The organism is Brevibacillus fluminis (assembly GCF_052072235.1).
In the GTDB taxonomy this organism is placed as follows: domain Bacteria; phylum Bacillota; class Bacilli; order Brevibacillales; family Brevibacillaceae; genus Brevibacillus_D; species Brevibacillus_D fluminis_A.
Map to the genome: position 1 here is coordinate 2,250,001 of NZ_CM125436.1, position 26,942 is coordinate 2,276,942.

The 26,942-nt window shown below is 53.7% G+C and carries 22 protein-coding genes, 9 tRNA genes and 1 rRNA gene (1 of these 32 running past the window's edge); 25 read left to right on the forward strand and 7 right to left on the reverse strand.

Going from position 1 to position 26,942, the window contains the following annotated elements:
• From ACTID9_RS11095 to ACTID9_RS11155, 13 genes are all read left to right on the forward strand, one after another.
• Positions 1-526, forward strand: a 23S ribosomal RNA gene (locus tag ACTID9_RS11095); it begins 2,494 nt to the left of the window's first position.
• A gap of 62 nt (positions 527-588) precedes the next feature.
• Positions 589-663, forward strand: a tRNA-Asn gene (locus tag ACTID9_RS11100).
• Between the two features lie 5 nt (positions 664-668).
• Positions 669-759, forward strand: a tRNA-Ser gene (locus ACTID9_RS11105).
• Between the two features lie 14 nt (positions 760-773).
• A tRNA-Met gene (locus tag ACTID9_RS11110) sits at positions 774-850 on the forward strand.
• Position 851: 1 nt separating this feature from the next.
• Positions 852-925 (forward strand) — tRNA-Trp (locus ACTID9_RS11115).
• 43 nt (positions 926-968) lie between these two features.
• Positions 969-1,044, forward strand: a tRNA-His gene (locus tag ACTID9_RS11120).
• Between the two features lie 3 nt (positions 1,045-1,047).
• Positions 1,048-1,121 (forward strand) — tRNA-Cys (locus tag ACTID9_RS11125).
• 9 nt (positions 1,122-1,130) lie between these two features.
• Positions 1,131-1,207 (forward strand) — tRNA-Arg (locus tag ACTID9_RS11130).
• Between the two features lie 242 nt (positions 1,208-1,449).
• On the forward strand, positions 1,450-1,674 hold the full coding sequence (locus ACTID9_RS11135; protein ID WP_441071310.1) for an MFS transporter: 225 nt from the start codon (positions 1,450-1,452) through the stop codon (positions 1,672-1,674).
• An 818-nt stretch (positions 1,675-2,492) separates the two neighbouring features.
• Positions 2,493-2,574, forward strand: a tRNA-Leu gene (locus tag ACTID9_RS11140).
• A gap of 542 nt (positions 2,575-3,116) precedes the next feature.
• Positions 3,117-3,308 carry a hypothetical protein gene (locus ACTID9_RS11145; protein WP_441071311.1) on the forward strand — a complete coding sequence of 64 codons (192 nt, stop codon included), beginning with the start codon at positions 3,117-3,119 and terminating at the stop codon, positions 3,306-3,308.
• A 346-nt stretch (positions 3,309-3,654) separates the two neighbouring features.
• Positions 3,655-4,884 carry a glycosyltransferase family 2 protein gene (locus ACTID9_RS11150; RefSeq protein WP_441071312.1) on the forward strand — a complete coding sequence of 410 codons (1,230 nt, stop codon included), beginning with the start codon at positions 3,655-3,657 and terminating at the stop codon, positions 4,882-4,884.
• Between the two features lie 406 nt (positions 4,885-5,290).
• Complete coding sequence (locus tag ACTID9_RS11155) at positions 5,291-6,250, forward strand: TIGR01212 family radical SAM protein (RefSeq protein ID WP_441071313.1); 960 nt, start codon at positions 5,291-5,293, stop codon at positions 6,248-6,250.
• 77 nt (positions 6,251-6,327) lie between these two features.
• Here ACTID9_RS11155 and ACTID9_RS11160 read toward each other — a convergent pair whose 3' ends face one another.
• The gene (locus tag ACTID9_RS11160) at positions 6,328-7,059 is read right to left on the reverse strand and encodes a glycerophosphodiester phosphodiesterase (RefSeq protein WP_441071314.1); all 732 of its coding nucleotides are present in this window, start codon (positions 7,057-7,059) and stop codon (positions 6,328-6,330) included.
• A gap of 145 nt (positions 7,060-7,204) precedes the next feature.
• Here ACTID9_RS11160 and ablB point away from each other — a divergent pair, with 145 nt between their 5' ends.
• The gene (ablB, locus tag ACTID9_RS11165; RefSeq protein ID WP_441071315.1) at positions 7,205-8,023 is read left to right on the forward strand and encodes a putative beta-lysine N-acetyltransferase; all 819 of its coding nucleotides are present in this window, start codon (positions 7,205-7,207) and stop codon (positions 8,021-8,023) included.
• Between the two features lie 11 nt (positions 8,024-8,034).
• On the opposite strand, the gene ACTID9_RS11170 is transcribed toward ablB, so the two are convergent.
• Entirely contained in the window at positions 8,035-9,582 is a 1,548-nt protein-coding gene (locus tag ACTID9_RS11170) for a PucR family transcriptional regulator (protein WP_441071316.1), read from the reverse strand.
• A gap of 151 nt (positions 9,583-9,733) precedes the next feature.
• On the opposite strand from ACTID9_RS11170, the gene ACTID9_RS11175 reads away from it, so the two are divergent.
• The 7 genes from ACTID9_RS11175 to ACTID9_RS11205 all read left to right on the forward strand — a co-directional run bounded on the left by ACTID9_RS11175 (position 9,734) and on the right by ACTID9_RS11205 (position 14,724).
• Positions 9,734-11,086 carry an aspartate aminotransferase family protein gene (locus ACTID9_RS11175; RefSeq protein ID WP_441071317.1) on the forward strand — a complete coding sequence of 451 codons (1,353 nt, stop codon included), beginning with the start codon at positions 9,734-9,736 and terminating at the stop codon, positions 11,084-11,086.
• A 23-nt stretch (positions 11,087-11,109) separates the two neighbouring features.
• Positions 11,110-11,811 (forward strand): CoA transferase subunit A, encoded by a 702-nt coding sequence (locus ACTID9_RS11180; RefSeq protein ID WP_441071318.1) that lies wholly within the window; start codon positions 11,110-11,112, stop codon positions 11,809-11,811.
• Entirely contained in the window at positions 11,793-12,470 is a 678-nt protein-coding gene (locus ACTID9_RS11185) for a 3-oxoacid CoA-transferase subunit B (protein ID WP_441071319.1), read from the forward strand. Before ACTID9_RS11180 ends, ACTID9_RS11185 begins: the two co-directional genes overlap by 19 nt.
• Positions 12,471-12,491: 21 nt before the next feature.
• Positions 12,492-13,775 (forward strand): peptidase, encoded by a 1,284-nt coding sequence (locus ACTID9_RS11190; RefSeq protein WP_441071320.1) that lies wholly within the window; start codon positions 12,492-12,494, stop codon positions 13,773-13,775.
• A 125-nt stretch (positions 13,776-13,900) separates the two neighbouring features.
• Positions 13,901-13,989: transfer RNA gene (locus ACTID9_RS11195), tRNA-Ser, on the forward strand.
• A 150-nt stretch (positions 13,990-14,139) separates the two neighbouring features.
• A complete protein-coding gene (locus tag ACTID9_RS11200; RefSeq protein WP_441071321.1) occupies positions 14,140-14,322 on the forward strand; it encodes a hypothetical protein in 183 nt (60 codons plus the stop codon).
• Positions 14,323-14,547: 225 nt separating this feature from the next.
• Positions 14,548-14,724 (forward strand): hypothetical protein, encoded by a 177-nt coding sequence (locus ACTID9_RS11205; protein ID WP_441071322.1) that lies wholly within the window; start codon positions 14,548-14,550, stop codon positions 14,722-14,724.
• A gap of 96 nt (positions 14,725-14,820) precedes the next feature.
• Here ACTID9_RS11205 and ACTID9_RS11210 read toward each other — a convergent pair whose 3' ends face one another.
• From ACTID9_RS11210 to ACTID9_RS11225, 4 genes are all read right to left on the reverse strand, one after another.
• Complete coding sequence (locus ACTID9_RS11210; protein WP_441071323.1) at positions 14,821-15,345, reverse strand: DinB family protein; 525 nt, start codon at positions 15,343-15,345, stop codon at positions 14,821-14,823.
• Between the two features lie 198 nt (positions 15,346-15,543).
• A complete protein-coding gene (locus ACTID9_RS11215) occupies positions 15,544-17,571 on the reverse strand; it encodes an exo-beta-N-acetylmuramidase NamZ domain-containing protein (protein ID WP_441071324.1) in 2,028 nt (675 codons plus the stop codon).
• 365 nt (positions 17,572-17,936) lie between these two features.
• Entirely contained in the window at positions 17,937-19,130 is a 1,194-nt protein-coding gene (locus ACTID9_RS11220; RefSeq protein WP_441072553.1) for an acyl-CoA dehydrogenase family protein, read from the reverse strand.
• Positions 19,131-19,146: 16 nt separating this feature from the next.
• Positions 19,147-20,334 carry a CaiB/BaiF CoA transferase family protein gene (locus tag ACTID9_RS11225; protein WP_441071325.1) on the reverse strand — a complete coding sequence of 396 codons (1,188 nt, stop codon included), beginning with the start codon at positions 20,332-20,334 and terminating at the stop codon, positions 19,147-19,149.
• Positions 20,335-20,626: 292 nt separating this feature from the next.
• Between ACTID9_RS11225 and ACTID9_RS11230 the strand changes: the two genes are divergently transcribed.
• From ACTID9_RS11230 to ACTID9_RS11240, 3 genes are all read left to right on the forward strand, one after another.
• Positions 20,627-21,709 carry an HD-GYP domain-containing protein gene (locus ACTID9_RS11230; protein WP_441071326.1) on the forward strand — a complete coding sequence of 361 codons (1,083 nt, stop codon included), beginning with the start codon at positions 20,627-20,629 and terminating at the stop codon, positions 21,707-21,709.
• A 73-nt stretch (positions 21,710-21,782) separates the two neighbouring features.
• Complete coding sequence (locus tag ACTID9_RS11235) at positions 21,783-22,403, forward strand: sporulation protein (protein WP_441071327.1); 621 nt, start codon at positions 21,783-21,785, stop codon at positions 22,401-22,403.
• A gap of 131 nt (positions 22,404-22,534) precedes the next feature.
• Positions 22,535-25,756: a BTAD domain-containing putative transcriptional regulator gene (locus ACTID9_RS11240; protein ID WP_441071328.1), complete on the forward strand. Its 3,222-nt coding sequence runs from the start codon at positions 22,535-22,537 to the stop codon at positions 25,754-25,756.
• Between the two features lie 67 nt (positions 25,757-25,823).
• Here ACTID9_RS11240 and ACTID9_RS11245 read toward each other — a convergent pair whose 3' ends face one another.
• Positions 25,824-26,195 carry a cupin domain-containing protein gene (locus ACTID9_RS11245; protein WP_441071329.1) on the reverse strand — a complete coding sequence of 124 codons (372 nt, stop codon included), beginning with the start codon at positions 26,193-26,195 and terminating at the stop codon, positions 25,824-25,826.
• 151 nt (positions 26,196-26,346) lie between these two features.
• On the opposite strand from ACTID9_RS11245, the gene ACTID9_RS11250 reads away from it, so the two are divergent.
• Positions 26,347-26,922: a TetR/AcrR family transcriptional regulator gene (locus ACTID9_RS11250; protein ID WP_441071330.1), complete on the forward strand. Its 576-nt coding sequence runs from the start codon at positions 26,347-26,349 to the stop codon at positions 26,920-26,922.
• Positions 26,923-26,942 lie beyond the last annotated feature (20 nt).

Here is a 26,942-nt window from a genome sequence, read left to right on the forward strand (position 1 = left end):
GAAAGTCGGGCTTAGTGATCCGGTGGTTCCGCATGGAAGGGCCATCGCTCAACGGATAAAAGCTACCCTGGGGATAACAGGCTTATCTCCCCCAAGAGTCCACATCGACGGGGAGGTTTGGCACCTCGATGTCGGCTCATCGCATCCTGGGGCTGAAGTAGGTCCCAAGGGTTGGGCTGTTCGCCCATTAAAGCGGTACGCGAGCTGGGTTCAGAACGTCGTGAGACAGTTCGGTCCCTATCTGTCGCGGGCGTAGGAAATTTGAAAGGAGCTGCCCTTAGTACGAGAGGACCGGGGTGGACATACCGCTGGTGCACCAGTTGTTCCGCCAGGAGCACAGCTGGGTAGCTATGTATGGACGGGATAAGCGCTGAAAGCATCTAAGCGTGAAGCCCCCCTTGAGATGAGATTTCCCACAGAGTCAATCTGGTAAGACCCCTCATAGACGATGAGGTTGATAGGTTCGGTGTGGAAGCGCGGTAACGCGTGGAGCTGACGAATACTAATCGGTCGAGGGCTTATCCACAACAATCCATAGCAATGATTTGCGTATCCGGTTTTGAAGGAACAAGTCCTTCAACTGAATATTCCTCAGTAGCTCAATGGTGGAGCAACCGGCTGTTAACCGGTAGGCTGGCGGTTCGAGTCCGTCCTGAGGAGCCATATGCGGAGAGTTACCCAAGAGGCCGAAGGGGACGGTTTGCTAAACCGTTAGTATGCGCAAGCGTAGCGAGGGTTCGAATCCCTCACTCTCCGCCATATTTTTATATTTTGGCGGTGTAGCTCAGCTGGCTAGAGCGTTCGGTTCATACCCGAAAGGTCGGGGGTTCGACCCCCTCCGCCGCTACCATAGGGGCATAGTTTAAAGGTAGAACGAAGGTCTCCAAAACCTTTGGTGTGGGTTCGATTCCTACTGCCCCTGCCACTTAATCGTATAGGCGTATCAAGAGAACAATCATAAAAGCATGGCGGTCGTGGCGAAGGGGTTAACGCACCGGATTGTGGCTCCGGCACTCGTGGGTTCAAGTCCCATCGATCGCCCCATTTGGGAGTATAGCCAAGTGGTAAGGCACGGGTCTGCAAAACCCTTATCCCCGGTTCAAATCCGGGTACTCCCTCCAATTTTACGAGTCCCAGTAGCTCAGCAGGATAGAGCAACGGCCTTCTAAGCCGTCGGTCGGGAGTTCGAATCTCTCCTGGGACGCCATAGCAGTTTATTTACATAAGAGAATGGTTTCATCAGCTGCGTCGAGGCAATGGGTTCATCTGATCGCCAAGACGGTGTAATGCGAGCCACCATCGACATGACAAGTAATACGGCAACCTCCTACGGACTAGAAAACGTCTGCAGGAGGTTTTTTGATGTCTACAAACAGTAGCGCAATCATCAATATTTTTTGGTCAGCGTTAGACTGTGGCAATTGACCCGTCACACATCTCCATTTAGAAGTGTCAATCGACGTACTCGTTGCCGCCTACGGAATTACACAGTTTCTGCTTTCGCCATTGACTGGCCAACTAGCGGATCATCGCTATGGGAAAAAAGCATTCATTGATGGGGGTGGCATCGTCTATGCTGTGGCAAAATGTTTGTTTGCAGCACAGCAGGGTGTACTCACTCTGTGGATGCTCTATGCCTCCAGGCTGCTGGAAGGTGTAGCAGAGCCGCGCTGATCGTTCCGCCTATGATGGCCTATGTGGCTGACGTGACAACGACGGAGGAACGCGCAAAAGGAGAAATGCGCTGCTAGGCGCAGCGATGTCGTTCGGGTTCGTGGTTGAGCCCCGTCTGCGCGGGTTTCTCGCCGGTTATGGGGAAAAGGACCACTTTATACAGCAACGGGCGCTGCGATCATCGGAGTGGTGGTTTCCCTGTTTTGTTTGCCCGAAAGTCTCTCAAAAGAGCAAAAGAAGTCGAAAACAGCGGGATGAACAAGGATATGTGGCGGGGATGAACAATGCCTATATGAGCATGGGAAACATTGTAGCCCCGACGCTAGAGGATATTCTACGATGCGAATCGATTCGCACCGTTTGTGGCAGGCGGCAGCATTCTCTTGCTAACTTTTTTGATGACACTAAAATTGAAAGAAAAGCAGCCGGTTGAACCCGCAATCAGCAATACGGAAGAAAAACTCAGTTTTTTGATCATTCGACCAAGTGGTTGAAAAGGAAAAAGCCAGTCTGCCACATCGCGTTGTGGGAGGCTGGCTCAATCCGCGGAAAGGCCGCTTGATCAGAAATCGCGTTACGGGAAACACAGGATTGCGGAACGGAACGATAGCAGCCATCGAAGAAAAATAACAACGAATTATCAGTCAAATAAAACACCTATATAATAGAAGAAACTCGCTCGAATGGATTTTAAGTAAAAGTGAATTCTTGACTATCGACACAAAATAGTGTATACTATCTCTTGTAGCAACAAGTCGATAGGTAGAGTAGGGAGTCGCTTTGTAAACTCGGATCTCTCCTAACGCATAGTAACTCCTGCGGTCGTGGTGGAATTGGCAGACACACCATCTTGAGGGGGTGGCGGGGCAACCCGTGCGAGTTCGAGTCTCGCCGACCGCACTTGTAAGCATATCGCGATGAAAGCCCTTGTCAGGGGCTTTTTTATTTTGCGCAACAGTCAAGCCTATGAATGCCCTGTCTCAAGCGCGCCGAATGGTCGTAATGCGAATCATGCACGATGGTGAAAATACGTCTCACAACCAAACATACCGCAACAGCCGGTTCCATTTTGGTATCATATAACAAAATTGTGACCACAATTTCCAATCGCGTTGAGCGTGGGGGTGATGGTATGGAGGTTGAATACCTGTTACACGTGGTGATTGCCGGCGTTTGCGAAAGCCATAATTGGGGATGAGCGGAAAAACCGGATGAAAGACGCAGGCATTCGTACTCATTTTGTCGTAGCGGTTTTAGTCAGAAGCAAGTGGGCTGGCATGATCTGTCCCGGATTTCCGCTCAAGTGGCAAGCGGGAGCGGGTTTCTGGCAGCAGGCATTTGGGCGACGTCAGGCATCGGCATGACGATTGGGTCCGGTTTTTAATGGGGGGCGGCGTCGGTGTGACGATTGGGTCCGGTTTTTAATGGGGGGCGGCGTCGGTGTGACGATCATCATTTTGCCGGCAAGGCTGACAGCACCAAGGGCTGAACAAATTTTGCCTCGCGTTGAAAACGAGCAAGTAGCACTGGAACACGTTCAGCAGCTTCTTGCCGACAGAGGCGTGCTGATCATGGGCTTCCATGCGGAGAAAAAAGGCAATGATGCCGCAGAAATTCAGGTAGAGATTGCCTGATCCGGGAAATTCCGCAGTACGATCTGTCGAATTTCAATAACATGAAAAGTAATCCAAATGGTCTAGTCTCTGCTAGATCGTTGGTAGCAAAAGACACCTTCCTACGAGCTATTCGACAGTTGTCGAGAAGTTATGTGCAACCAAAACCGAATAGAATTCGTCAAATAAGGGAAAGGTGTTAGGGAATAGTAGCAGAAAGCGTCGATAAGTTTTCCGCTAAAAAGGGATTGCTGACTCGGCAGGATTGTTGTAAACTCGCAAATAGGGCTTTGTTATTGACGATTTACAGGAATTTACATCTGGCCATGTAGAGAAAAAGAGTGGCATGTTCGAGGAGATCAGATTCATGATGTTAAAAGAGATCATTGAGGGATTATTCATCGGGTTTAGCACAACGGCAGGATTAATCAGCACATATCAGACACTGGTGTCCTGTGGCGGATTGTTCCGCAAGAAAGAAACGGTGACCAATGAGCCTACAAAAACATTCGCTGTATTGGTCGCTGCGCACAACGAGAGTGCGGTGATCGCACCCTTGATCGAAAACCTGAAAAAACTGGACTACCCGCGTGAAATGTACGACATCTTTGTCATTTGCGACAACTGTACAGACAACACAGCGGACATTGTCCGGGAGCACGGCGCGTATGCCTGCGAGCGTTTCGATTCGAGCAAGCGCGGAAAAGGCTTCGGTATCGAATGGATGCTGGAGAATCTGTGGGGGATGCCCAAACAGTATGACGCGATCGTCATGTTTGACGCTGACAACCTCGTAGAGAAAAACTTCCTGCGCGTCATGAACGATCGCTTGTGCAAAGGTGCACGCGTAATTCAAGGATATTTGGATTCAAAAAACCCGTTCGATTCGTGGATTACATTATCGTATGCCATCACGTATTGGTTCACCAATCGCATGTGGCAATTGGCGCGCCACAATTTGGGGCTGCCAAACACGCTTGGCGGCACAGGGCTTTGCATCGACAGCGCGCTGCTCAAAGAAATGGGCTGGGGCGCAACCAGCTTGACCGAGGACCTGGAGTTCGCCACTCGCTGTATCGCCCGCGGAATCTATCCGACATGGGCACATGACACAAAAGTGTATGATGAAAAACCGATCGATTTGAAAGCGTCGATGCGCCAGCGTTTGCGCTGGATGCAAGGCCATTATGACGTAGCGGGCCGCTATATCGGAACGGTACTGAAAAACGGTTTGAAATCGATGCGTCTGGGGATGCTGGATGCAGCGTTCTACCTGTTCCAGCCGATGTACGTGCTGATCGTCACGTTTATGTCAATCTTGTTCGCCACCCGCTTTTTCGATGTCGGCTTCATGCCGGCCGCACATTTCTTGCCAAGCTGGCTCGTGTATTCAACGACAGCGGTGTTTTACCTGCTGCCGGTCCTGGCGCTTTATTTGGAAAAAGTGCCGCTGAAAGCATACTTCGGTTTACTGCTTTTGCCGTTTTTCTTCCTGACGTGGCTGCCGATCTTCTTCTATGCGTTCTTTACCAAGAACAACCAGGAGTGGAGCCATACCGCGCATACGCGTTCGATTCGTCTGGAAGAGATGCAGTAGTCTTACCAACTGGATTGGAAACCGCCTGGACTACGTGTCGGGCGGTTTTTTGTACAGATAACGCGGCATCGCCAAAAAGCATGGCGTAGCCGGGTTTTCTAATCGTGTAAGAATTTATAAGTGCTCGCGCTTATAAATTCTGGAGCGGAAGTAAAACTTCCATAGCTCGAAGAACCTGCTTCTTGAAAGAACTTCTGAAAGAAGTTTTTCTTATCGTATAAGGATTTATAAGTGCGCGCGCTGATAAATTCTGGAACGGAAGACGGAGTACCTCAGCGTCACTTCCAGCATAAGCATCGGTAAAAACTTCCACAGATCGAAGGATCTGCTTCTTGAAATGACTTCTGAAAGAAGTTTTACTTATGATACAATGGCTATAGTTGATTTATACCCAAAGGAGAATCACATGAAACATTTGCTGGATACACACGATGCGTCTCCGCTCTTGTGGGGGGACAAGCGCTATCATACATGGAACCATCACCTGCGGGAGATGTTTCAAGACAAAATTTTCAAGGTGCCGCTCGACGGCGGGTTTACATGCCCCAACCGCGATGGCAAGGTGTTGACGGGTGGCTGCACATTTTGCAGTGCACGGGGGTCGGGCGACTTTGCCGGTGACCGCCGGATGACGCTGGAAAAGCAGTTTGTGGATGTAAAGACCAGGCTGCATGAAAAATGGCCAAAAGCAAAATATATCGGCTTTTTCCAAGCGTTCAGCAATACGTATGCCCCGGTTGAAGAGTTGCGCGAAATGTTCGAGCTGATCCTGAAGCAGGAAGGGGTCGTCGGCTTGTCCATCGCGACGCGTCCGGACTGTTTGCCGGACGATGTGGTTGAATATTTGGCGGAGTTGAACGAGCGCACCTACCTGTGGGTCGAGCTTGGCCTGCAAACCGTCCATGAGCGTACCCAGCTGCTCGTCAGACGCGGACATGACCTGCAGTGCTACCTCGATGGCGTGGAGAAGCTGCGCAAGCATAACATTCGCGTATGCTCCCACATCATCTACGGTCTGCCTGGCGAAAACTATGACGACATGATGGAAACGGCTCGCGGTGTCGCCAAGATGGATGTGCAAGGGATCAAAATCCATCTGCTCCACCTTTTGCGCGGCACGCCGATGGTCAAACAGTATGAGCAAGGGCTGCTCGAATTTTTGTCCCAGGAAGAATACACCAAGCTGGTCGCAGACACGCTGGAGATTTTGCCGCCGGAGATGATCGTACATCGGGTGACCGGCGACGGGCCGCCTGATATTTTGATCGGACCGATGTGGAGCCGGAAAAAATGGGAAGTGCTGAACGGCATCGACGCAGAGCTGGTGCGCCGCAACACATGGCAAGGAAAATTCTGGACGCCGTAATAATCGAACCCAAACAAAAACGGAGCTTTTTTGCAGACGCAAAAGGCTCCGTTTGTTGTTTTTGCGAAAAAAGGCGGTTACATCGGTTGAATCTGCATCAGCTTGCGGGCTTGCTCGGGATAATTCGTAATCAAACCGTCGACTTTCATGGCGAGCATGCGCCTGACGGCTTTTTTTTGATCGACGGTCCAGGCGAGAACAGTAAGTCCGTTTTTGTGCGATTCTTTTACAACGGAAAGCGAGACCTCATCGACGGGGGCATGCAGCTGATCAACGCCATAGGTGAGCCCGGTTTTCCACGGTTCCAGCAGATGTCCGACATACAGCATGCCGGTCTGCAGACGATTGTTCAACTCTTTGATTTTTCGCAGGCTGTTGAAGTTGAAGGACGACAGAATGACTCGTTCCCCGAGTTCAAAGTCGTCAATCAGCTGACACACTTTTTCCTCCAGGTGCGGTTGTGGAACCAGCAAGTTTTTCAATTCAAGGATGACCATTAGCCGCGTCGGCTTCACGAAGGTGAAAACCTCGGCGAGCGTCGGGATGCGCGATGTCTTGAAGCGGGGGTGGAACCAGCGGCCCGCATTCAGCTGGCGCAGTTCAGCAAGCGTGTGCTGCTGCACGAGGCCCGACCCGTTCGTCGTGCGTTCCAGCCGATGGTCGTGGATGACGACAACCTCGCCATCGCGCGTCAGCTGCACATCAAGCTCGATCCCGTCCGCCTTGTGGCGCAGCGCGCAAGCAAAAGCCTCCATCGTGTTTTCAGGATAAAGCCCAGAGGACCCGCGATGAGCAAAGATGAGAGGCATGGGGCTTCCTCCTTTCCTCCTTATCCAATGTATGCGCACGATCAGGCATGGTTTCCTATCCAAAGTTTTGTACATTGTGACGAATGACGGAAGGGACACGGCGTTTTACAATGAAGGCAGGAAAAGAACGAGGGGGTTTTCGAGCGTGTTGCTAACCGATGAACAAAACAAGCGGGTCAAACTGATGGCATATGAATCGGAAAAAATTGCAGAGCTGGTCGCGGAGCTGGAGCAGCTGGCGAAAGATACGGATGCGACCAAGCTGATCATTTATGCGAAAAAAGCGGATATTCCGGCATTTACGGCATTGGGCTACCAGCAGGAGGGAACGATCGACGGCTTTTATAACGGAGAGAATGCGCATATGCTGTGCCGCTACACGACACAGGAGCGCGCTACGTCCGCCGAGCCGCAAGTGGCGGATGAGATTGTTGCGGCAAGCCTGGCGCGGCAAAGCGCTGAAAGCGCACAAGCCAAAGAGCTGCCGGCAGGCTATGTGCTGACGGAGGCGACCGAAGCGGATGCGGAGGAATTGGCGGAGCTGTATGGCATCGTGTTTCCGGTCTACCCGACGCCGATGAACGATCCCGCCTATATTAAAAAGACGATGCAGGCGAGCACCTATTACTGTGTCATTCGGGCGGAGGGCAAGATTGTTTGCGCGGCTTCTGCGGAAGTGGACCCGCAATTCGGCTCAGCCGAAATGACCGACTGCGCAACCCACCCGGATTACTTGGGCAAAGGCTTGCTGCAGCCGGTCATGATCGCGCTGGAACAAAAGATGGAAGCGATGGGCATCTACTACCTGTATACATTGACGCGTGCACAGTCGGCGGGTATGAACATCACAGCGGCCAAGCAAGGGTATCGCTATCGCGGTCGTTTGATCAACAACTGTACGATCGTCAGCGGATATGAAGATATGAACATCTGGGTCAAGCCGCTGCGCGAAACGCACGACTGATGAACGTCCCTTTACACGGAAGCGGGATAGAGCAGGCTCGCCAGCTTGTAGGCCATCAGCGCCAGCTGCAGCTGCCAACGGTGGGTCGCGTCATCCAGATCGAGACCTGTTTTTTCCGCAATCTGCTGCAGCCGGTATTTCAGCGTATGACGATGGATAAACAAGGTTTGAGCTGCCTTGATGCCATTTAAGTTATGCTGCAAGTATTTTTCCAACGTTTCCGCCAATTGCTGCCCATGCTTGGTGTCATAGGCGATCAAGCGGGCGAGCAGCGGCTGCCACAGCTTGTTCAAGGCGACGGGATCACGGTAGTACGGGAACAGGAACTGATAGCCGTTCATCCGGCTGTAGTGCAGCGGGTCAGGTGACTGGGCCAGCAGCGGATAGGCCAGCAGCGTGAAAACAGCCTCATCCGCCGCTTCCCGAAATTGGCTGACTTGCTCCTTGGCGTCGGCCACGCCCAACTGAATCTGTGTGGCCGGATAAAGCCGCTGCCATTCAATCGCGATGCGCTTCAACAAGGCATCGCTTTTTTCGCGTTCCGGGATAATCATCAGCAAATACTGCGATCGTTCACGCAGGAGGTAGACACAGCCGTACTGATCCGCCAGCCGCTTGATCAGGCTGCGCAGCTGCACATACAGAGAAGCGCGGTCGACTTCCTTTCTCTCCTGCAAAATCGAGAATGCGGCGATCAAGTGGCTGCCATTCAGCGGATAGCCGAGCTTGCGGCTGCGCGTGTCGAGTTCCGCTTGATCCATGGCTTGTCCGCTGAGCAACTCCTCGGCGAAATCGCCCATCAAGCGCCATTCGGTTGCGGCGACCGCACGTTCCTTCACGTATTCAAAGGTGCACAGGGTAGCTGCATGCTTGAGTGCCACATGGTCCAGCTCCTGCCACTCGGTCTTTGGCTTGGACAGCGATAGCGTGCCAAACGATTCGCGAGTCGACCCGACCGGCAGCATATGTGTCGCATGCGGTTCTGTGCACAGCGGGTCACACTGTGGCGAGGACACGCTGACGACTTCATAACCGAATGAATCGACCAGCCGCACGCTCCCTTTGGTCAAATTGGCCAATTCGCTGGCGATGGCCGGCAGCCCGCCTTTGGAGAAGGCGACATCCAGCATTTGCTCATGGATCGCCTGCGAGTAGGCGAGCGTCTCGAACTGCCGGTTGATGATCGGCTGCAAAATCGCTTTGGTCACGGTGGAGAAATTGATGCCGCTCGGGATCTCGATCAAGGGCAGTCCGTAGCGGTCGGCTTCCGCAAGAAATACCGGGGGAATTTCGCGCAAATAAAATCCGGTATGGATGGCGACGCCGCTTAGCTTGCGTTCCGCAAGAGAGGGAATGAATTGCTCGATCCGCTTGCTGTCGCTCGCCAGGCCAAAGCCGGTTGTGATCAAAAATTCGCCTTCCTGCAGCCTGCTCGTATCTTCTAAAAGCTCCACGATGGTGACCCAGCGAATCTGGTTGCTCATGCCTTGCTGTCCCGCAACCAGCCGCGTATGCACCATATCCGGAAGCTGGAGTGCTTCGCGAATTGTAATCGTCATGGGCTGCACCTCCAAAAGCAATTGTCCATTATACACAATGTACAAAACATTCTGTCGCTGCGCCAGCTTTTTTTGCCAGAGGGGAGAATGGTTTCCGGCTGTCATTGCTGTAGCATGAAAAGTAAGAAAGCGAGCCAAAGAGGTGACGACAATGGAAAGAAGTTATGTAATCAAACCGGAGTTGGGCAAAGCATACCCGAAGATTTCGCACGGGAAAGGCATTTACTTATATGATCAGGACGGCAAGGAGTACATCGACGGCTGCGGCGGAGCTGTAACCGCAAGCATTGGTCATGGTGTACAGGAAATTGCGGACGCCATGGTGGAGCAGGCGCGGCAAGTATCGTTTGCCTACCGCTCCCATTTTTCCAGCGACGCGGTTGAACAGCTGGGTGCCAAGCTGGCAGAATGGGCGCCGGGCAGCCTCAACTGGACATTTTTTGTGAGCAGCGGTTCGGAAGCGACGGAGACTGCGCAAAAAATCGCGATCCAATATTGGCAAGAAAAAGGCTATGAGCGCAAAAACCGCATCATCTCCCGCTGGATGAGCTATCACGGCATCACGATGGGCGCGCTATCGATGTCGGGCCACGTGCTGCGCCGCAAACGCTTTACTCCGCTTCTGGCCGATTATCCGGCGATCAGTGCGCCATACGTGTACCGCAAGCCGGAAGAGCTGAGCATCGAGGAATATGCGCACAAATGCGCGGACGAGCTGGAAGTGGCGATTCGCCGCATCGGCAAGGAAAACATCGCTGCGTTTATCGCGGAGCCGGTCATCGGTGCATCGGGCGGGGCATTGGTCGCGCCAGCAGGATATTTCGAACGTATCCGCGAAATTTGTGACAAAAATGAAATCTTGTTTATCGCCGATGAAGTCATGACCGGAATGGGCCGTACCGGTAAACCGTTCGGGATTAACCATTGGAACGTCGTGCCGGACTTGATGGCGCTCGGCAAAGGGATGAGCGCCGGCTACACGCCGATGGCAGCCGCAATGGCTACCGATGAGATCATCGAGACGATTGCCAAAGGCTCGGGGCTGATCATGGCGGGACACACGTACAGCGCCAACCCGCAGTCGGCAGCGACCTCGCTGGCAGTCGTACGCTACATGGAAGCGCACAACCTGGTTGAAAAAGCAGCCGTGCAAGGCGAGTATTTGCTGGCTCAATTGAAGCAAATCGTTGCGGACTACGAAATGGTCGGCGATGCGCGCGGTCTGGGGATGCTGACCGGCCTGGAATTTGTGAAAAACAAAGAAACGAAAGAATCGTTCCCGGCATCGGTCGCGGCTGGCACCCGCGTGCTGCAGCGAGCATATGCCAAAGGTTTGATCATTTACCCTGCGATGAGCGGAGCTGATGGCCTGGTGAGCGATTCCATCATCGTGGCGCCGCCGTTGACCATTACCCGCGAGGAGATCGACCGGTTGCTCGGCATTCTGCGCGCGGCAATCGAGGAAGTGCAGGCGGAGCTGAAAGCGGAAGGACAGCTTGCGTAGCAAGAATAAATAGAGGTGACGACATGAGCGAAAAACGCAATCCGTTTGATAAAGTGGTAACCATCGAGGAGGCGCTTGCGCACTTTCACGATGGGATGACCCTGATGACGGGCGGCTTCGGCGGGGTAGGAAACCCGCCGACGCTGATCCAAGGGATTTTGGACAAAGGGGTAAAAGACATTACGCTGATTTCCAACGATACGGCGTTCCCGCATATCGGCGTGGGGCAACTGGTCACGCAAAAGCGCGTGAAAAAGGTGATCGCCTCTCATATCGGTTCCAACCCGAATGCTGGCGCGCAAATGACCGCAGGCGAGCTTGAGGTCGAGTTTTGCCCGCAAGGCATTTTGGCGGAGCGCGTGCGGGCGGGAGGCGTCGGTTTGGGCGGCATCTTGTCCGACATCGGGATCGGAACGATCGCGGAAAAAGGCAAGCAAATCGTGCAGGTCGGCGACAAGCAGTTTTTGCTGGAAACGCCGCTGACTGCCGAGGTGGCGATCGTGCACGCCAAGAAAGCGGATCGCTACGGCAATCTGGTGTTCGATACGAGCGCGCGCAACTTCAACCCGCTTGTGGCAATGGCAGGCGAATTCACCATCGTCGAGGCGGATGAAATCGTGGAAACCGGCGACATCAATCCGGAAGAAATCGTGACGCCTGGCGTCTTCGTCAATATGATCGTACAAAGCAAAGGGGTGAACTGGACATGGGCGTGGGAGAAGTAAAAGAGCAAGAAAGCTATCGTGAACGAATTGCCCGTCGCGCGGCGCAGGAAGTGGCGGACGGCATGATCATCAATCTGGGTATCGGTATTCCTACGCTGGTCGCAGATTTTATCCCTCCGGACAAACGCGTATTTTTCCATGCGGAGAACGGAATTTTGGGCACAGGACCGAGTCCGGCAAAAGGTGAAGAAAACGCGATGCTGTGCAATGCGGGCGGATTTCCCGTCACGCTGGCGACAGGCGCGTCGTTTTTTGACAGCGCGACGGCGTTTGCAATCATCCGCCGCGGCTTGCTCGATATGACGATTTTGGGCGTGCTGGAAGTAAGCCAGACGGGCGATATCGCCAACTGGATCGTGCCGGGCAAACGCGTGCCAGGCATGGGCGGAGCGATGGAGCTGGCGCAAAAAGCAAACCGCGTGATGGTCGTGACGACCCACCTGGACAAAAACGGGCGCTCCAAAATTGTGCGCGAATGCTCGCTGCCGCTTACGGCGCGGAATGCAGCACACATGATCATCACCGATATGGCCGTGATGGAAGTGCGTCCGGATGGCTTGTATCTGGTGGAAGTCATGTATCCGTACAGCGTCGCCGATGTGATCGGTGCGACGGAAGCAGAACTCAAAATCGACGGAGATGTCGGCGTGTTTCAATAACCGAACTGGGGGAGTTTCGTCATGGCAAAAGCGAATGTGGCGGTGTGGAAAGAAAAAGTGAAGGAGCAGTTGCAGAAGGACCGGGACAACTCGGTCCGTCTTTTGCAAAGCTGGGTGCGCGAGGCGAGCGTACAAGGGCGGGAAGCGGGCGTGCAGGAGCTGGTCGCGAGCAAGCTTGCGGAAATGGGCTTTGAAGTCGACAAGTGGGTAATGGGCGGCGAGGAGCTGCTGTCGCACCCTTATTTCGTTTCTCCGCGTACGAGCTTTGAAGGAAGCCCCAACGTCGTAGGCGTGCTTCGCGGTACAGGCGGCGGCCGTTCGATCATCTTGAACGGCCATGTGGACGTGGTTCCGCCTGGGGATGAGACGCAATGGGAGCGCGATCCGTTCAGCGGCGATGTGGAGGACGGCAAGCTGTACGGCCGTGGCGCAACCGACATGAAAGGCGGCAACCTCGCTGCGCTGATCGCGGTTGAGGCGCTGCAAAAGCTGGGGGTCAAGCTGAAGGGCGACGTTATTTTTGAAAGCGTTGTAGAAGAAGAGAGCGGCGGAGCAGGCACGCTGGCGACGATTTTGCGCGGGTACAAAGCGGATGCCGCAATTGTGCCGGAGCTTACACAAATGAAAATCATGCCGAAACAGCAAGGTTCCATGTGGTTCCGTCTGAAAGTGATCGGCCGTTCTGCCCATGGCGGCACCCGCTATGAAGGCGTCAGCGCAATCGAAAAAAGCCTCGCGGTCGTGCAGGCGATCGGGGCGCTGGAAAAACGCCGCAACGACCGGATCACCGATCCGCTTTATGCCAAGCTGCCGATTCCGATTCCGATCAATATCGGTGTGATCGAAGGCGGAAAATGGCCATCGTCCGTAGCCGATCTGGTTAAGCTGGAAGGCCGGATGGGCGTAGCGCCTGAGGAAGAGATGGAAGATGCCAAGCGCGAGATGGAAGAGGCGCTGGCAGGCCTTGCCGCGATCGACCCGTGGTTTGCTGACCATCCGGTGGAGCTGGAGTGGTATGGCGCACGCTGGGTGCCAGGAGCCGTGGAAGAGGAGCATCCGCTCATGCAAGCGCTGATGACAACCTTTGAAGAAGTAAAAGGGGAAAAACCTGTCATCGAAGCATCCCCTTGGGGAACGGACGGCGGCCTGTTGACCAAGCTGGCTGATACGCCGGCGATCGTATTCGGGCCAGGCATCACACAGCTGGGCCATTACCCGAACGAATACATCGAGCTGGACACCGTGTTCGAATGCGCGGCGATCTATGCGCTGACGCTCATGGAATGGTGCGGGTACGAAGAGTAAAAAATGAGTGAGCCATAGAGGAAAAGGCCTGGGCATGGATCAGGCCTTTTTCATGTAAAAAACACGAAAAAAACCTTGCATCAGTACATGATTTCATGCTATAGTATCACTTGTGAAACGCATACGGAGGGATACCGAAGTGGTCATAACGGGGCGGTCTTGAAAACCGTTAGAGTGCAAGCTCACGCGGGTTCGAATCCTGCTCCCTCCGCCATACTACGTTTACGAGAGGTTTTACTGATGAGTTTTCAGCAGTAAGCCTTTTTTGTTTTTGCGAAATGATGAGGGCCAAAACGCGGTTTCCGTTGGCAAGCAAACGTGTTACGATAGAACAGATTGATCATGAGGATGAGGTGGCAAGAGCGTGAAAAAGAAACTGGTTTTGGTACTCGACGTGGAAATGGACAAAAAAGTAGACATGCAACAATTGACCGATAAGTTTTCAAGCGTCATCCAAACCGTCGACGAGGTTGAATTGAAAGACCTTGTCCTGTTTGACAATGATGAGACGAGCGCAGACAAGCTGATCGCCAACATAAACAAGTAATCTGCACCCAATTACATTTTGAATAAACAGGCACAACCCGATATAATGGGAAGAGGACAAGCGCTTTCCATTATTTTACTCGGAAGCGTGCCTGTTTTTCGTTCTACAGATAAGAATTTTATAAATTCTTATCCAGTATAAGCGCAACCGCGGCCCCGCCAAAAAGCATGGCGTAGCCAGGTTTTCCAACCCCATACGACAAACCAAACATAGTAGGTGCGTAAGATGAAACTGATCAAAGGAAATCGTTATCTTATTACGTATACGAACGGTCGTAAAATTGAAGGAATATTTGAGGAAGTCAAATACTTTGGCGGGAAAATATTTGCGCTGTGGCTCAATAACGGCGGGAATCCGGTTTATGTGATTTATGGCGATGTGAAAAAAATTGAAAGACGGTAAAATCAGGCTGTATGGTAAGCAGATGAGTGGCCCAGGAATCGCGTTCCGTTGAGAAGAAGGCGATTTCTGGGCTTTTTACGTCACAGCACGGGAAGCCTAAGCCCCAACGAATTGATCCAGCCGCTCTTTTTGGCGGAGGTGATGATTGAAATGCATAGCGACCAATTGATACCATTCAACGGCGCTTAAATGGCCTAAACGCGGATGTGAAAAGCGCTGCTCCGGCGAAATGGCAGACAGTGTCGGCTCCACCTCGCGCATTTTTTCCACGAGCGCTTGCAGGCGCTGCTTCAGCTCTTCCGGCGTATGCTCATTGGACGGGGCGTACTGGGCGGAGGCAGGCACTTTGATCTGGATCGGCGGGAATTGCCCCAAGGCAAAAATATGCGCACCCGCTTCCGATTTTTCCGCTCCGACCGTTCCTTGTCCAAGGGCACAGGCTTCGACTGCTTTCAGCTGCATGTGGTTCGCGCTGTGCAGCAGATGATCGTACATTTGCCCAATCGACCATTCGTCATCGGTAGGTTTTTTCGCCAGCGCTTCTGCTGAATAGCGGTCCAGCTCTTTCATATAAAAGGCAGCAGTCTCTTCAAAATGGTGCAAGATCGTTTTCGTATCCATAATCACAGCACTCCTTCGCTCGTTTGTCTTCATCGTAGCAGACTGCTACTGACAACAGTATGTCAGTAGTGATTGGGGATAGGGAAAAAGTTTTCGACAAAACCTGCCTGGAGAGCGAACCCGTTTCCATGAAAAAACCGGCTGTGCGAGAAGCATCCTCCAAACAGCCGGTTCGATTATGCGGGTAGTTAAGAACGTTTACTTGACGTGCGCTACGGTAGGGACGTCCGCGCTCAACGTTTGGAACGTATAGCCTTGCTGCTTCAAAAACGCGATGACAGCGGGGAGCGCTTCAACCGTCGGCATTTTCGGCGTGGCATCATGCATCAAAATCACGACCTGCTGCTTTTTCTTGACCTGCTGCTTCACCTGCAGAAGGGCGGAGGCGGCCGTGTAATGATTGGTCGAGGCATCGCCGTTGCTGACGTTCCAGTCGATGAAATGATAACCTTTTTGGTTCATCTCCGCTTTGATGGCGCCCATGACCGGTTTGGCTTTGCTATAGTGCGCAGGATCTTGATATTTCAGGCTGACCGTGTTCGTGCTGCCACCCGGATAGCGGAACACCGTAGGCTCGATCCCGATGGCGTTTTTGATCATCTTGTTGCCGAGTTCCAGGTCTTTCAGGAACGCGTCCGGACTTTTGTAGATCGTCTGGTAGTTATGCGAATAGGTATGGCCGCCGATTGTGTGGCCTTCCGCGAGCGCGCGCTGCAAGATTTGCTCTCTTCCCTTCACGTTCCGTCCGACGACGAAGAAAGTCGCTTTGATGTTATCCTTCTTTAAAATGTCAAGGATTTTCGTCGTTACGGGAGACGGTCCGTCGTCAAAGGTCAGATACGCCACTTTTCCGGCAGGTTTTGTCTGCGGAGCAGTCGCTGCAGGCGGTTTTGTCGCCGGGGCGCTGGTGCCGGGCGTCGTGGCTGTCCCCGGATTGCCCGGCGCGGCTGGCTTCGGCTGCTGATACGGACGGAACAGCTTTGCCGGTGCCGCAACGACCGGTTTGTTGTAGACAGGCGCCATGACGACATACGGTGTGTCGCTGTAGATCAGGTACTTTTTGCGCAACTCTGCAAAAGCGGCGAGCTGCGGCGCATACGATTTGACGATTTGTTCAGGGCTGGCGTTTTGCTCCAGCAGCGCGGCAATCTTGTTCGTCCCCATTGCCAAGTCAAACGGGGTGGGGGCACCGTTGCTTTTCGGCAGCGTGAAATGTGCGAGCGAATGGGCATACGCGATGGCGTACAACCCTGTTTTCGCCGGATTGAACAGGCGGGCGTCAAAAATGTTCAGCCGTACGCCGCCGGAAGTACCGTGGGTCTCCGGAACGAATACGACGCCGGGAAGTCCCGCAAAATTCAAAAGGTTAGCAAACTGCTGGGAATCGATACCGGGACCACCGATCCAGGCGTAATGATCCTCTTGGGTCATGGCAAGCCCAGCTGTCAGGCCAGCGGCCATGCTGCCGATGACTGCCTGCAGGTCGGGCAGGTCAGGCGTACTTGGCACCCACGCCAAACCGGTGTCGGCAAATTGCTTGCTGCGCGTATATCCTTCCATCGGGATGACGATGAGGTGGGCGCCGATTTCGCGGTTGAAAAACTGGGCCAGCTCGCCGATGGTCATGCCGTGCGCAAGCGGCAGGTTGTCGATGCCGATTGCGGATCGGTAAGGGTCTTCAAGGACAGGCCCCTCCATCGTGATTCCGCCGAGCGGGTTGGGGCGGTCCAGAACGATGACCGGTTTGCCGGCGTCCCGCGCTGCCTGCAGGTAGATGTACAAACTGGCGAGATAAGGAGAAGTACGTGATCCGGAATCCTGCAAGTCTACCAGGAACACGTCGATATTGCCAAACATCGCTTTGGCAGGCGCTGCGGTTTTTGCATTCAGGGAGTAGACGGGAATGTGGAGCGCAGGATGCGTATAGGACGCTTTTTCCTGATTCGCTGTGGTTTTTCCATCCAAACCGTATGCAGGGGCGAATAAAGCATGCAAGGAAACGGAGGGAATCTGCCGCATCAGGTCAATGGTGCTGGCACCCGTGCTGTCGACACCGGTCTGATTGGTCAGGAGGCCAATGCGCTTTCCTTGGAGCAGCTGCATGAAGTGATTTTGCAGCACTTCATTGCCCAGTTTGATCGAGGCGGAATTTGCAAACCCGCCATTTGGAGGAATCGTTGCCAGAATGGCGACCAGCATGAAAAACACCAATAATTTCTTAATCATAAGCATGTCCTCTTCCCCTAAAAATCTGTCGCTTTCTGTCTCTTAATTGTAATCCGTTTTGACGAAAAATGGGGACGAAAACGGCTCTTTTCGCAAAAAAAGGTGAAAAGACCTATTTGGGCTCGAATGCCCATTCCTGTCTTGCCAAAAGGCTTTGATCCTCCTATACTCTGTAATGGAGTCAATCAAGTCAGACACCCGGAAGAGCCAGGTGCGTCTTCCGCCATCATGCCACTTGAAACGATCTTTTTCTTCCGCCGGTGAGAATCGCTCATCGGCAATTTCTTTTGATACGCACAAAAAATACGTTTACGGCAAAAAGAGAAAAAATGCCGTAAACGTATTTTTATTGAAAAACACGCAGCTTATTCTTCGAACGGCCAAGCGGGGAGCATTTTGGAAAGCGGTTTGTCGCTTCGGTAGCCCAAGGCATATTCGGCTTGCATGATCGTATGGATTTCGCGCGTGCCCTCGTAAATGACCGGCGCCTTGGAGTTGCGCAAAAAGCGCTCAACCGGGTATTCGTTGGAGTAGCCGTATGCACCATGGATTTGGACGGCATCGTTGGCTGCTTCAAAGGCAGCGTCACAGGCGATCCATTTGGCCAGAGACGTTTCCTGCGTATTGCGCTTGCCTTCGTTTTTGAGCCAGCCTGCACGGTACACGAGCAGCTGCGCAATTTCGAGATTGGCGGCCATTTTGGCGATCATTTGCTGGACGAGCTGGTGCTTGCCGATTTCCTTGCCGAATGTTTTGCGTTCATGGCAGTATTTCACGCTTGCCTCGAGGCACGCATCGATCAGTCCGCATGCGCCCGCCGCGACGGTGAAGCGTCCGTTATCCAATGCAGCCATGGCGATTTTGAAGCCTTCGCCTTCCTGGCCGAGCAAGTTTTCTTTCGGCACCCGGACGTCCTCCAGAAATACTTCGCCCGTATTGCCCGCGCGAATGCCGAGCTTGCCCTTGATCGCTTTCGTTGTGACGCCGGGGAAGGTGCGCTCGACGATAAAGCAGCTGATTCCATGATGCTTCAAATCAGGATCGGTCTTGGCGAAAATCAGGAAATTGTCGGCTACATCGCAAAGGGAAATCCACGTTTTCGACCCGTTCAGCACATAACTGTCACCGTCGCGGCGTGCGGTTGTCAGCATGGCGGCGACATCGGACCCAGCATTCGGCTCTGTCAGGCCGAATGCGCCGAGCTTTTCGCCTTTTGCCTGTGGGACCAGATACTTTTGCTTCTGGGCTTCCGTGCCCCACTGCAAAAGCGTCATGCTGTTAAGCCCTGTATGGACCGAGACGGCCGTACGAAACGCGGTGTCGCCGCGTTCCAGCTCCGCGCAAATGATGGCGAGCGTATTGTAATCCATGCCTGCGCCGCCATATTGCTCAGGGATGCAGGAGCCCATCAGAGACAGGTCTGCCAGTCGCTTCAGGACACTCGGCTCAAAATGGCCGTCGGCGTCCCATTTTTGAATGTACGGGATGATTTCCCGATCGACAAAGGTGCGCACCATTTTTTTCACTTCTGCTTGTTCAGGGGACAGGGAAAAATTCAGCATGTCACGATTCCTCCTAAATGATTTGATTGCGTTTCATTTCATCAATCTGCCGTTCGGAATAGCCAAGCTCGCGCATGATGCTGTCGGTGTGCTCACCATGGAGGGGAGGATGCCGCCGCATTTCGACCGGTGTACGGGAAAGCTTGAACGGGCTTCCGACCAGCCGGATGTGCTCTGCGGTCGGGTGTGCCATTTCAACCACCATCTCGCGCGCCGCTACCTGCGGATCGGCAAACAAGGTGTCGAGCGTATGGATCGGCCCGTTTGGAATGTCGGCCCGATCGAGCGCTGCAAGCCACTCTGCGGCAGGGCGTCTGCACAGCTGCCGGGTGATGAGCGGAATCAGCTCGCCGCGATTGCGCACCCGGTCGGCATTGGCGGCAAATCGTTCATCGCTGGCCAGCTGCGGCATGCCGATGATTTCGGCAAAACGGGCAAACTGGCGATCATTGCCGACCGCGACGACGATGTCGCGATCCTGGGTGGGGAATACTTGGTACGGGACGATGTTCGGATGCTGGTTGCCCAGCCGCTTCGGCACTTGGCCGGAGATCAGATAGTTGCTGGCCACATTGACCAGCGCGGCGATTTGCGAATCAAACAGGGAGATGTCGAGGCTTTGCCCCAGTCCCGTCCGGTCGCGGTCATGCAGGGCTGCAAGGATGGCGACAGCCGTATGCAAGCCGGTCAAAATATCGGCGATGGCAACCCCTGTTTTCATCGGAGCGCCCTCTGGCTCGCCGGTGATGCTCATCAGTCCCGCCATCGCCTGGATCATGAAGTCGTAGCCCGGCGCTTCTTTGTACGGGCCGTTTTGACCAAATCCGGTGATGGAGGCCATGATGAGCTGCGGGTTTTCCTTGTGCAGCACGTCAAAGCCTAGCCCCCATTTCTCAAGGGTGCCGCTCTTGAAGTTTTGCACCAGCACATCGCTGCGCAGGGCCAGCCGTTTCAAAACGTCCCGGCCCTGCTCGCTCTTCAAATCGAGCGTCAAGGCACGCTTGTTGCGATTGGCGCAAAGGTAGTAGGCGCTCTCGCCACCGGTAAACGGCGGCCCCCAGGTGCGGGTTTCATCGGGGGAGCGTGGTCCCTCCACCTTGATGACTTCCGCACCCAGATCGCCCAGCATCATCGTGCAAAACGGGCCAGCCAACACTCTGGACAAATCAAGAATGGTGATACCCTCCAACGCGCCTGCCACGAGCATCCCTCCTTTTGGAAAAAACAAAAAGCCAGTCAAACCGAGGTCGTCAAACCACGGTCGAACTGGCTGTCATTCGCGGACTGTCTTTCGAGCAGAAAGATCAAGCGAAAGTAGGCAGTTAATTTGAATAATTCAGAACATACCATCATTATGTACAATCCGGGGAAAGATGTCAACACGCCCGATCGTTTTTCTTTGGCAGAATTTTCAAGAGTATTGCCATCCAATTGCGGAAATGCAGAAAACATTTTACAATATAGATTATTCTTATGAAGACCGAGGTTGCACCATGCGACTAACATCTATCCACAAAGTCATCGTTGGCGAACAAATCGCAAAACCGATTTACAGCGCGTCGGGAATTACGTTGATCGGTGAGGGCGTGCATTTGACCCAGCGGATGATTGACCGCTTAAAATTGGCGAACATAACGCATGTATATATCAAGGACAAGCGCTTTGAAGATCTGGTTATCCCCGAGGTTGTCAGCGAACAGACACGCCGCGAAGCCATGGGGACGATTCTCCAAACGTTCCAGGCCTTTCAGACACAGCCTGCCACTTCTTACTGCAAACCGATCCAAACCGATCTGGGCCGCGCGTTTCGCAATGTGATGGGTTCCCTGATCGACGAGCTGAAGCATAACGAAACAGCGCTTTCGCTGCTGGGCAGTGTTTGCGGATTTGATCATTACGTGTTTACACACTCATTTCAGGTAACGCTCTATGCGATCACGGTCGCATTGCGAAAAGGGTTCAATCAGAAGGAATTGATGGAAATCGGCCTTGGCGCCATTTTGCACGACATCGGCAAAATGATGGTGCCGTATGAAATTTTGTCCAAACCCGGTCGGCTGACCGAAGAAGAGTTTTTCCTGATGAAAAAACATGCTGAATACGGTTTTGAAATTTTGCGCAGGCAAGATAATTTGTCGCTCTTGACCGCCCATTGCGCCTTTCAGCATCATGAGCGCTTTGACGGCAGCGGGTATCCGCGCAACCTGACAGACCTTGAAATCCATCCGTATGCAAAAATCATCGCGATCTGCGATGTTTATGATGCGCTGACCAGCAACCGGACTTACCGAAACGCCATGCTTCCGCATGAAGCGATCGAAGTTTTGTACGCGGGGGTGGGCACCAACTTTTCCAAGGAGCTGGTCGAAGATTTCAAAGGCACGGTCGCGCTTTATCCGCTCGGCATCAGCGTGGTGCTGACCACAGGCGAAACGGGCGTCGTGATCAATAACCGGGCAGAGCTGTCGAGCCGGCCGCTGCTTCGGATCTACAAGGGGCCGGACGGTCAGGCGATCGAGCCGTATGAGCTGGATCTGGCGAAAAACCTGCATATCATGATCGCTTCATGTGAGTAGGCAAAGAGGAGAATCTTAACTCGGCTAAAGTCACCGCACAAGCACCATCCTACTGGTGAGGAGGTGACTTTCGATGAGGGGCATCGTCATTGCATTGCTGCTCGCACTTACCATTACCTCTGTGGCCATTTTCTATCCGGACAAGGAAGGGGCACGGGGGCCGCAGCAACTCCCTAAGTCAAAATTTGAAACGTACGGGTACAACTATAACGGTTCCGGTTTGGGTGTGGATAAAGGGGTAGCCCATCTGTACATGCAGGAGTCGAGGAAACGGATGGAGCCGGGATTGATCGATCAGCTGGAGAAACGGGCGGAGTCATTGCCAGGTGTGCTCGACATCAAAATAGTCGCGTATTTGGACAACCTGATCGTCGGCGTGCTGACGGACGGTCGGAATCATACAGATATGCGCAATACGGCCCACCCTCACCCGGACAAGCGGAGGACTTCTGCCACGCGCATGAATGAGACGACAGACGGCTTCCACAAGGACATCATCCGCGTCCTGCGCCCTCGACTGCAGGCGGAATCCCGCTACAACAACATTTATATCGCCACGCAGCCGGCAATGTACGAGCGGATCAGCGATTTGCACCAACGCATCCATCGGGGTGAAAAGCTGACCGATGATGAGTTCATTTCCCTGTTGAATGATATGGGCTACGTTACCAGAGGCTACAATCTGGTGGATTGACAAAGGCAAGCGGCCATTACCATCGAGCTTTTCGATCGGGACTGGTCGTTTTTGCATGTAAAGCGTTTGCAGGAATTCCCGGGGAAAAAGGGAATATGGTAGGTAAGGTAATGAGGAGAGTGAGCGAGCGGATGAAGCCTACCATGATGCTTTCAAAGCTGACCTTGCCACGCATTCAGGTCCATATCTGGCGACGTCCACGATTGGCCCGGAAAATTCGTGGCCTTTTAGCCAATCCGGTGTCGCTTGTCGCAGCGGGCGCGGGTTTTGGCAAAACTGCAGCGATGGCAACGTATGTCGCCGATCAGCACATTCCAGCCTGCTGGTATCGAATCGATCAGGAAGATACCGACCTTCCTGTTTTTATTGCTTATCTTGTGGAAGCCGTGCGAGTGCGGTTTCCGGAATTCGGGGCATCGCTTAAGCAGCATATCGAGGAACAGCGCGGTCAGGTGCCTGCAGAGGCATTTGTTCGTGAATGTGCGGCCCTGTTCTGCAATGATGCTGCCAAGCTGGGAGACGACCTTCTGCTTGTAGTGGATCAATACCATCACGCGCTCACGGTGAGTGCTGTGGATTCGTGGATGCAGCAGGTGCTTTTGCATCTGCCGGCGAATGCCCGGATCGTCGTGATTTCCCGTGTCGCTCCGAATTGGAGCTGGTTTGCGGCAAGCAGGCTGCGTGGAGAAGCAGGGGAAATCACGGAAGCCGATTTGCGGTTCACAAAAGAAGACATGCGCGAATGGCTTCAGGGAGACTATAGCTATGAGATCGCGGAAGAAGATCTGGCGCTGCTGGAGCAATGGACGGCAGGGTGGATCGTCGGCTTGCGCTATTTGGCTGAGCATGTGATGGAAGGGCAAACGATACCGGAGCTTCTTGGCGAGCACTCGGTTGTGCGCAAAGAATTGCTGTGCTACTGGGATTCGGAGGTCGTGCTGCCATTATCGGAGGACATGCGGTCGTTTCTGCTCGACGGGGCGGTTTGCGATGTGTTGACAAAGCAAAAATGGATGCACCTTTTCCGGCAAACGGAATCGTTTGACCGCTTGTTTGAAGAGGCGAAGCGCAGGCGCCTGCTGTTTGCCGATACGCGAGAGCAGGAGTGGACGTATCATCCGCTTTTGCGCCAGGTGTTGATGCAAAAGCTGATGGCACAGCCCGAACATTTTCAGCAGCTCTCGATGCGGATTGCCCGGTTCGAGGCGCAAGCCGGCAGAACGCTTGATGCCCTCGAGCATTTGCGGCGCGTCGAGGCGTGGGAGGAGATTGGCGAGCTGCTTGCGGATTGCGGCAATGAAATGCTGCAGACCGGCCAGCTTGATCCGCTTTACAATTGGATTCTGGCGCTGCCTGTTGAATCGAAAGAACGTTTCCCGCTGCTGTGGTATTACCAAGGCGAAATTGAACGTTCGCGCTGCGTCTACCCGCAAGCGCTTTCCTCCTATGGGCGCTATATCGAACGCTGCGAGGAGGCGCATGACAACATCGGCATTTGCCGGGGCTTGGAAGGGCAAGCGCGCGTGCATTTGGACAGTGTCCAAGGCTTGAAGGCGGAGCTTTTGCTCAAACGGGCGGTCTCGATGCTGAATCCGGGGGACGATGACATTCTTGCAGCACGCTTGTACAGTCTGCTCGCTGAGGTGTATACGAACCGGGGGAATACGGGTCTCGCCAGCCACTGGATCGAGCGCACCCGCGAGCTGGAGCAAAAAGCCGAGCTGGAAGGCGAGGCCCGCCTCCTGTTCCGCACGGGCCGCATGCAGGCGGCGATTCAACTGCTGGAAAAGGCGTGGCAACCTGACAAACAGGAGGGAACGGTCGCGCTGACCCGCTCGTACCGGGAAACGTCCCTCGTACTGGCTTTTGTCTATGCCATGACGGGTGAACGGGAAAAAGGCATCATCGTTTCCGAAAAGGCAATCGAACTGGGCAAAGCCGCCAATTCGCCGTTTGTCGAGGCGTACGGTTATATTCGCAAGGCCCATTCCGCCTTGCTGCACAAGGAAAAGTCAGTTGAAGAGATTCGCGCCTTGTATCAGGGGGGACTGGCGATCCTCGAAGAGATCAATTCCAATCGGGGGAAAGCAGAAACGCTGATGGGCCTCACCTTGCTGTATGCCACGGAAAAATCGCTCGATGCGGCGTTGGCTTGCGCCGAGCGGGGACTGCAGGAAACCGCCGTCATCCAGGATGACTGGGTCGATGCCTTGATACGGCTGGGGATGGGCATCGCATATGCGAACTGCGACGAATATGCGTTGGCAGAGCCTGTGTTTTTGCAATGTGTCGAACGATTCAGCCAGTGCGGAGACATTTTCAACCTGGCGATCTGCAGGCTTTGGCTCAGCTACCTGGCTTACAAACGGGAAGACTGGAACAGCTTCGTTCCGACGGTTTCCGCTGCGCTCACCGCGATTCAGGCGGGGGAGTACCAGTTTTTGCTGCAGCGTCCGACGATGTTTACGCCAACAGGTGTGCAGAAGCTGCTGCCGATTCTCATCGAAGCGCAAAAGCGGCAAGTTCAGCCGAATTACGTCTCGCAGCTGCTGACAGAGCTGGGGCTGCAAAACGTCGCGTTTCACCCCGGTTATACGCTGCGGATCACGACGCTGGGGAGTTTCCGGATTTGGCTCGATCAGCGAGAGCTTGGCGAGCGGGCCTGGCAGCGCGGCAAAGCAAAGCTGTTGTTCCAGCTGCTGCTGACGCGGAGGCACAATTTGTTGGCGCGTGAGGAGATCATCGACCTGCTTTGGGCGGAACAGGACGAAGAGGCGGCCCAGCGCGATTTCAAGGTAGCGCTCAACGCCTTGAACAAAGCGCTGGAACCGAATCGGGAAGCGCGTGCAACCGCGTTTTTTATCCAACGCCACGGCTCATCGTACGGCTTTAATCTGGCCTCAGGCTATCAGCTTGATGCGGAGGAGTTCGAACGACTGGTTGTCTCCGGGCTGGCAGAGGCGGATCACAAGCAAGCGACCGCGCTTTTGGAAAAAGGCTTGGCGTATTATCAAGGCGAATATTTGCCTGACTGCCGCTATGAGGATTGGTGTATTGAAGAGCGGGAGCGGCTTGGCGTCTTGTATTTGCGCGGGGCGGAAAAGCTTGCGCAAGCCTACCTGGCGCTGGAGCAGTATGAAGCATCGATTCGCTGGTGCGAGAAGATTTTGCAAATCGATGATTGCTGGGAAGAAGCGTACCGGCTGTTGATGATTTGCTATCATCGGCAAAATAACCGCTCGCTATCATTGAAATGGTATGAAAAATGCGTGGCAAAGCTGAAGGAACAGATGGGAGTGTCGCCGCTTCCGTCGACCCGCGACACGCTGCAACTGATTATGGATCAAGACTAGCTTGAAGACGAAGAACTCCCTTCCGGTGTTGAGAAGGGAGCTTTTTTTTGTGAAAAAACCGAATCGCTTACGCCTGTTCCAGCCCAAGCGAACGCATTAACGCAGCGGGGTTCAAATCGGGCCCTTCGACGACGATTACGGTCATACCGGCATCGGAGCCGGACTCATGCCCTTCTCCATCCTCCCAAAAGGCCGCTTCCCCGGCGCGCAAACGAACAACCTCCGTGCCCTCGGCACGCACCCAACCTTCCCCCTGTACAACCAAAAATAGCTGCTTGCCGACAGCCGGATGAAAACCGACCAAGCTGTTTTCGGCAAAATGCAGGCAGCCGATGTGCGCGCGGCCTTCCACGCGGATAATCGGGGAAATCCCGACCTGTTTGCTTCCGTACATCTCAATGGGGCGCATGACTGCGGGATCAAAGCGAAAAAGCTGCAAAGCGTGCATCCTCCTTTATTTCCTAGGAAACGGTATACAAAGGAGAATTCTGAACCAAAGTTGCCAAATCCTCCTTGACGTTTGAAAAGGAGAGGAGTAAACTCTTTTTGTACTGACCAGTCAGTTTAATAAAAACGAGAGGCTGAGTGTGATGTCGAAAAAGGATTTGATTACCGAAGGCGCGCTGCGGGCTTTTGCCCAAAACGGCTATGCGGAAACGACGATGGATGCGATCGCAGACGTGGCCAACGTGGCGAAAGGTACGCTGTACTACCACTTTAAAACAAAGGAAGAGCTGTTTTATTACGTCAACCGAAAAGGAGTCGACCTCCTCGTGCAGACGGTAACCCACGCCATGCAGGACGAGGGACGCAGTGTGGCAGAGCGCATGCTGGCCGTCTTTGATGAGCATCTGCGCTTTTTCGCCGATCACAAAGATTTGTGCATTTTGCTGCTGCAATTCAGCTCAGGGGACCAGGAGCGCGATTCGATGATCGGCTCCTTGCTTGGCGAATATTTTGCCACCATGGAAAAATTCCTCCGCACGCTGCAGGAGCAAGGCATCATCAATGCGGAGCTGGATGTGCACACATTGGCGTCGGCGCTTTTCGGCATGGTTGGCTTCACCGCGCTGCGGCAAATGTACCGGGGGGAAGCGATCTACACCGATGAGACGCGCAACACCTTGATCGCCCTGTGCAAAGGCGCATTGGGCTTACAATCATAAGAGAGAAAAGGAACAGGGGA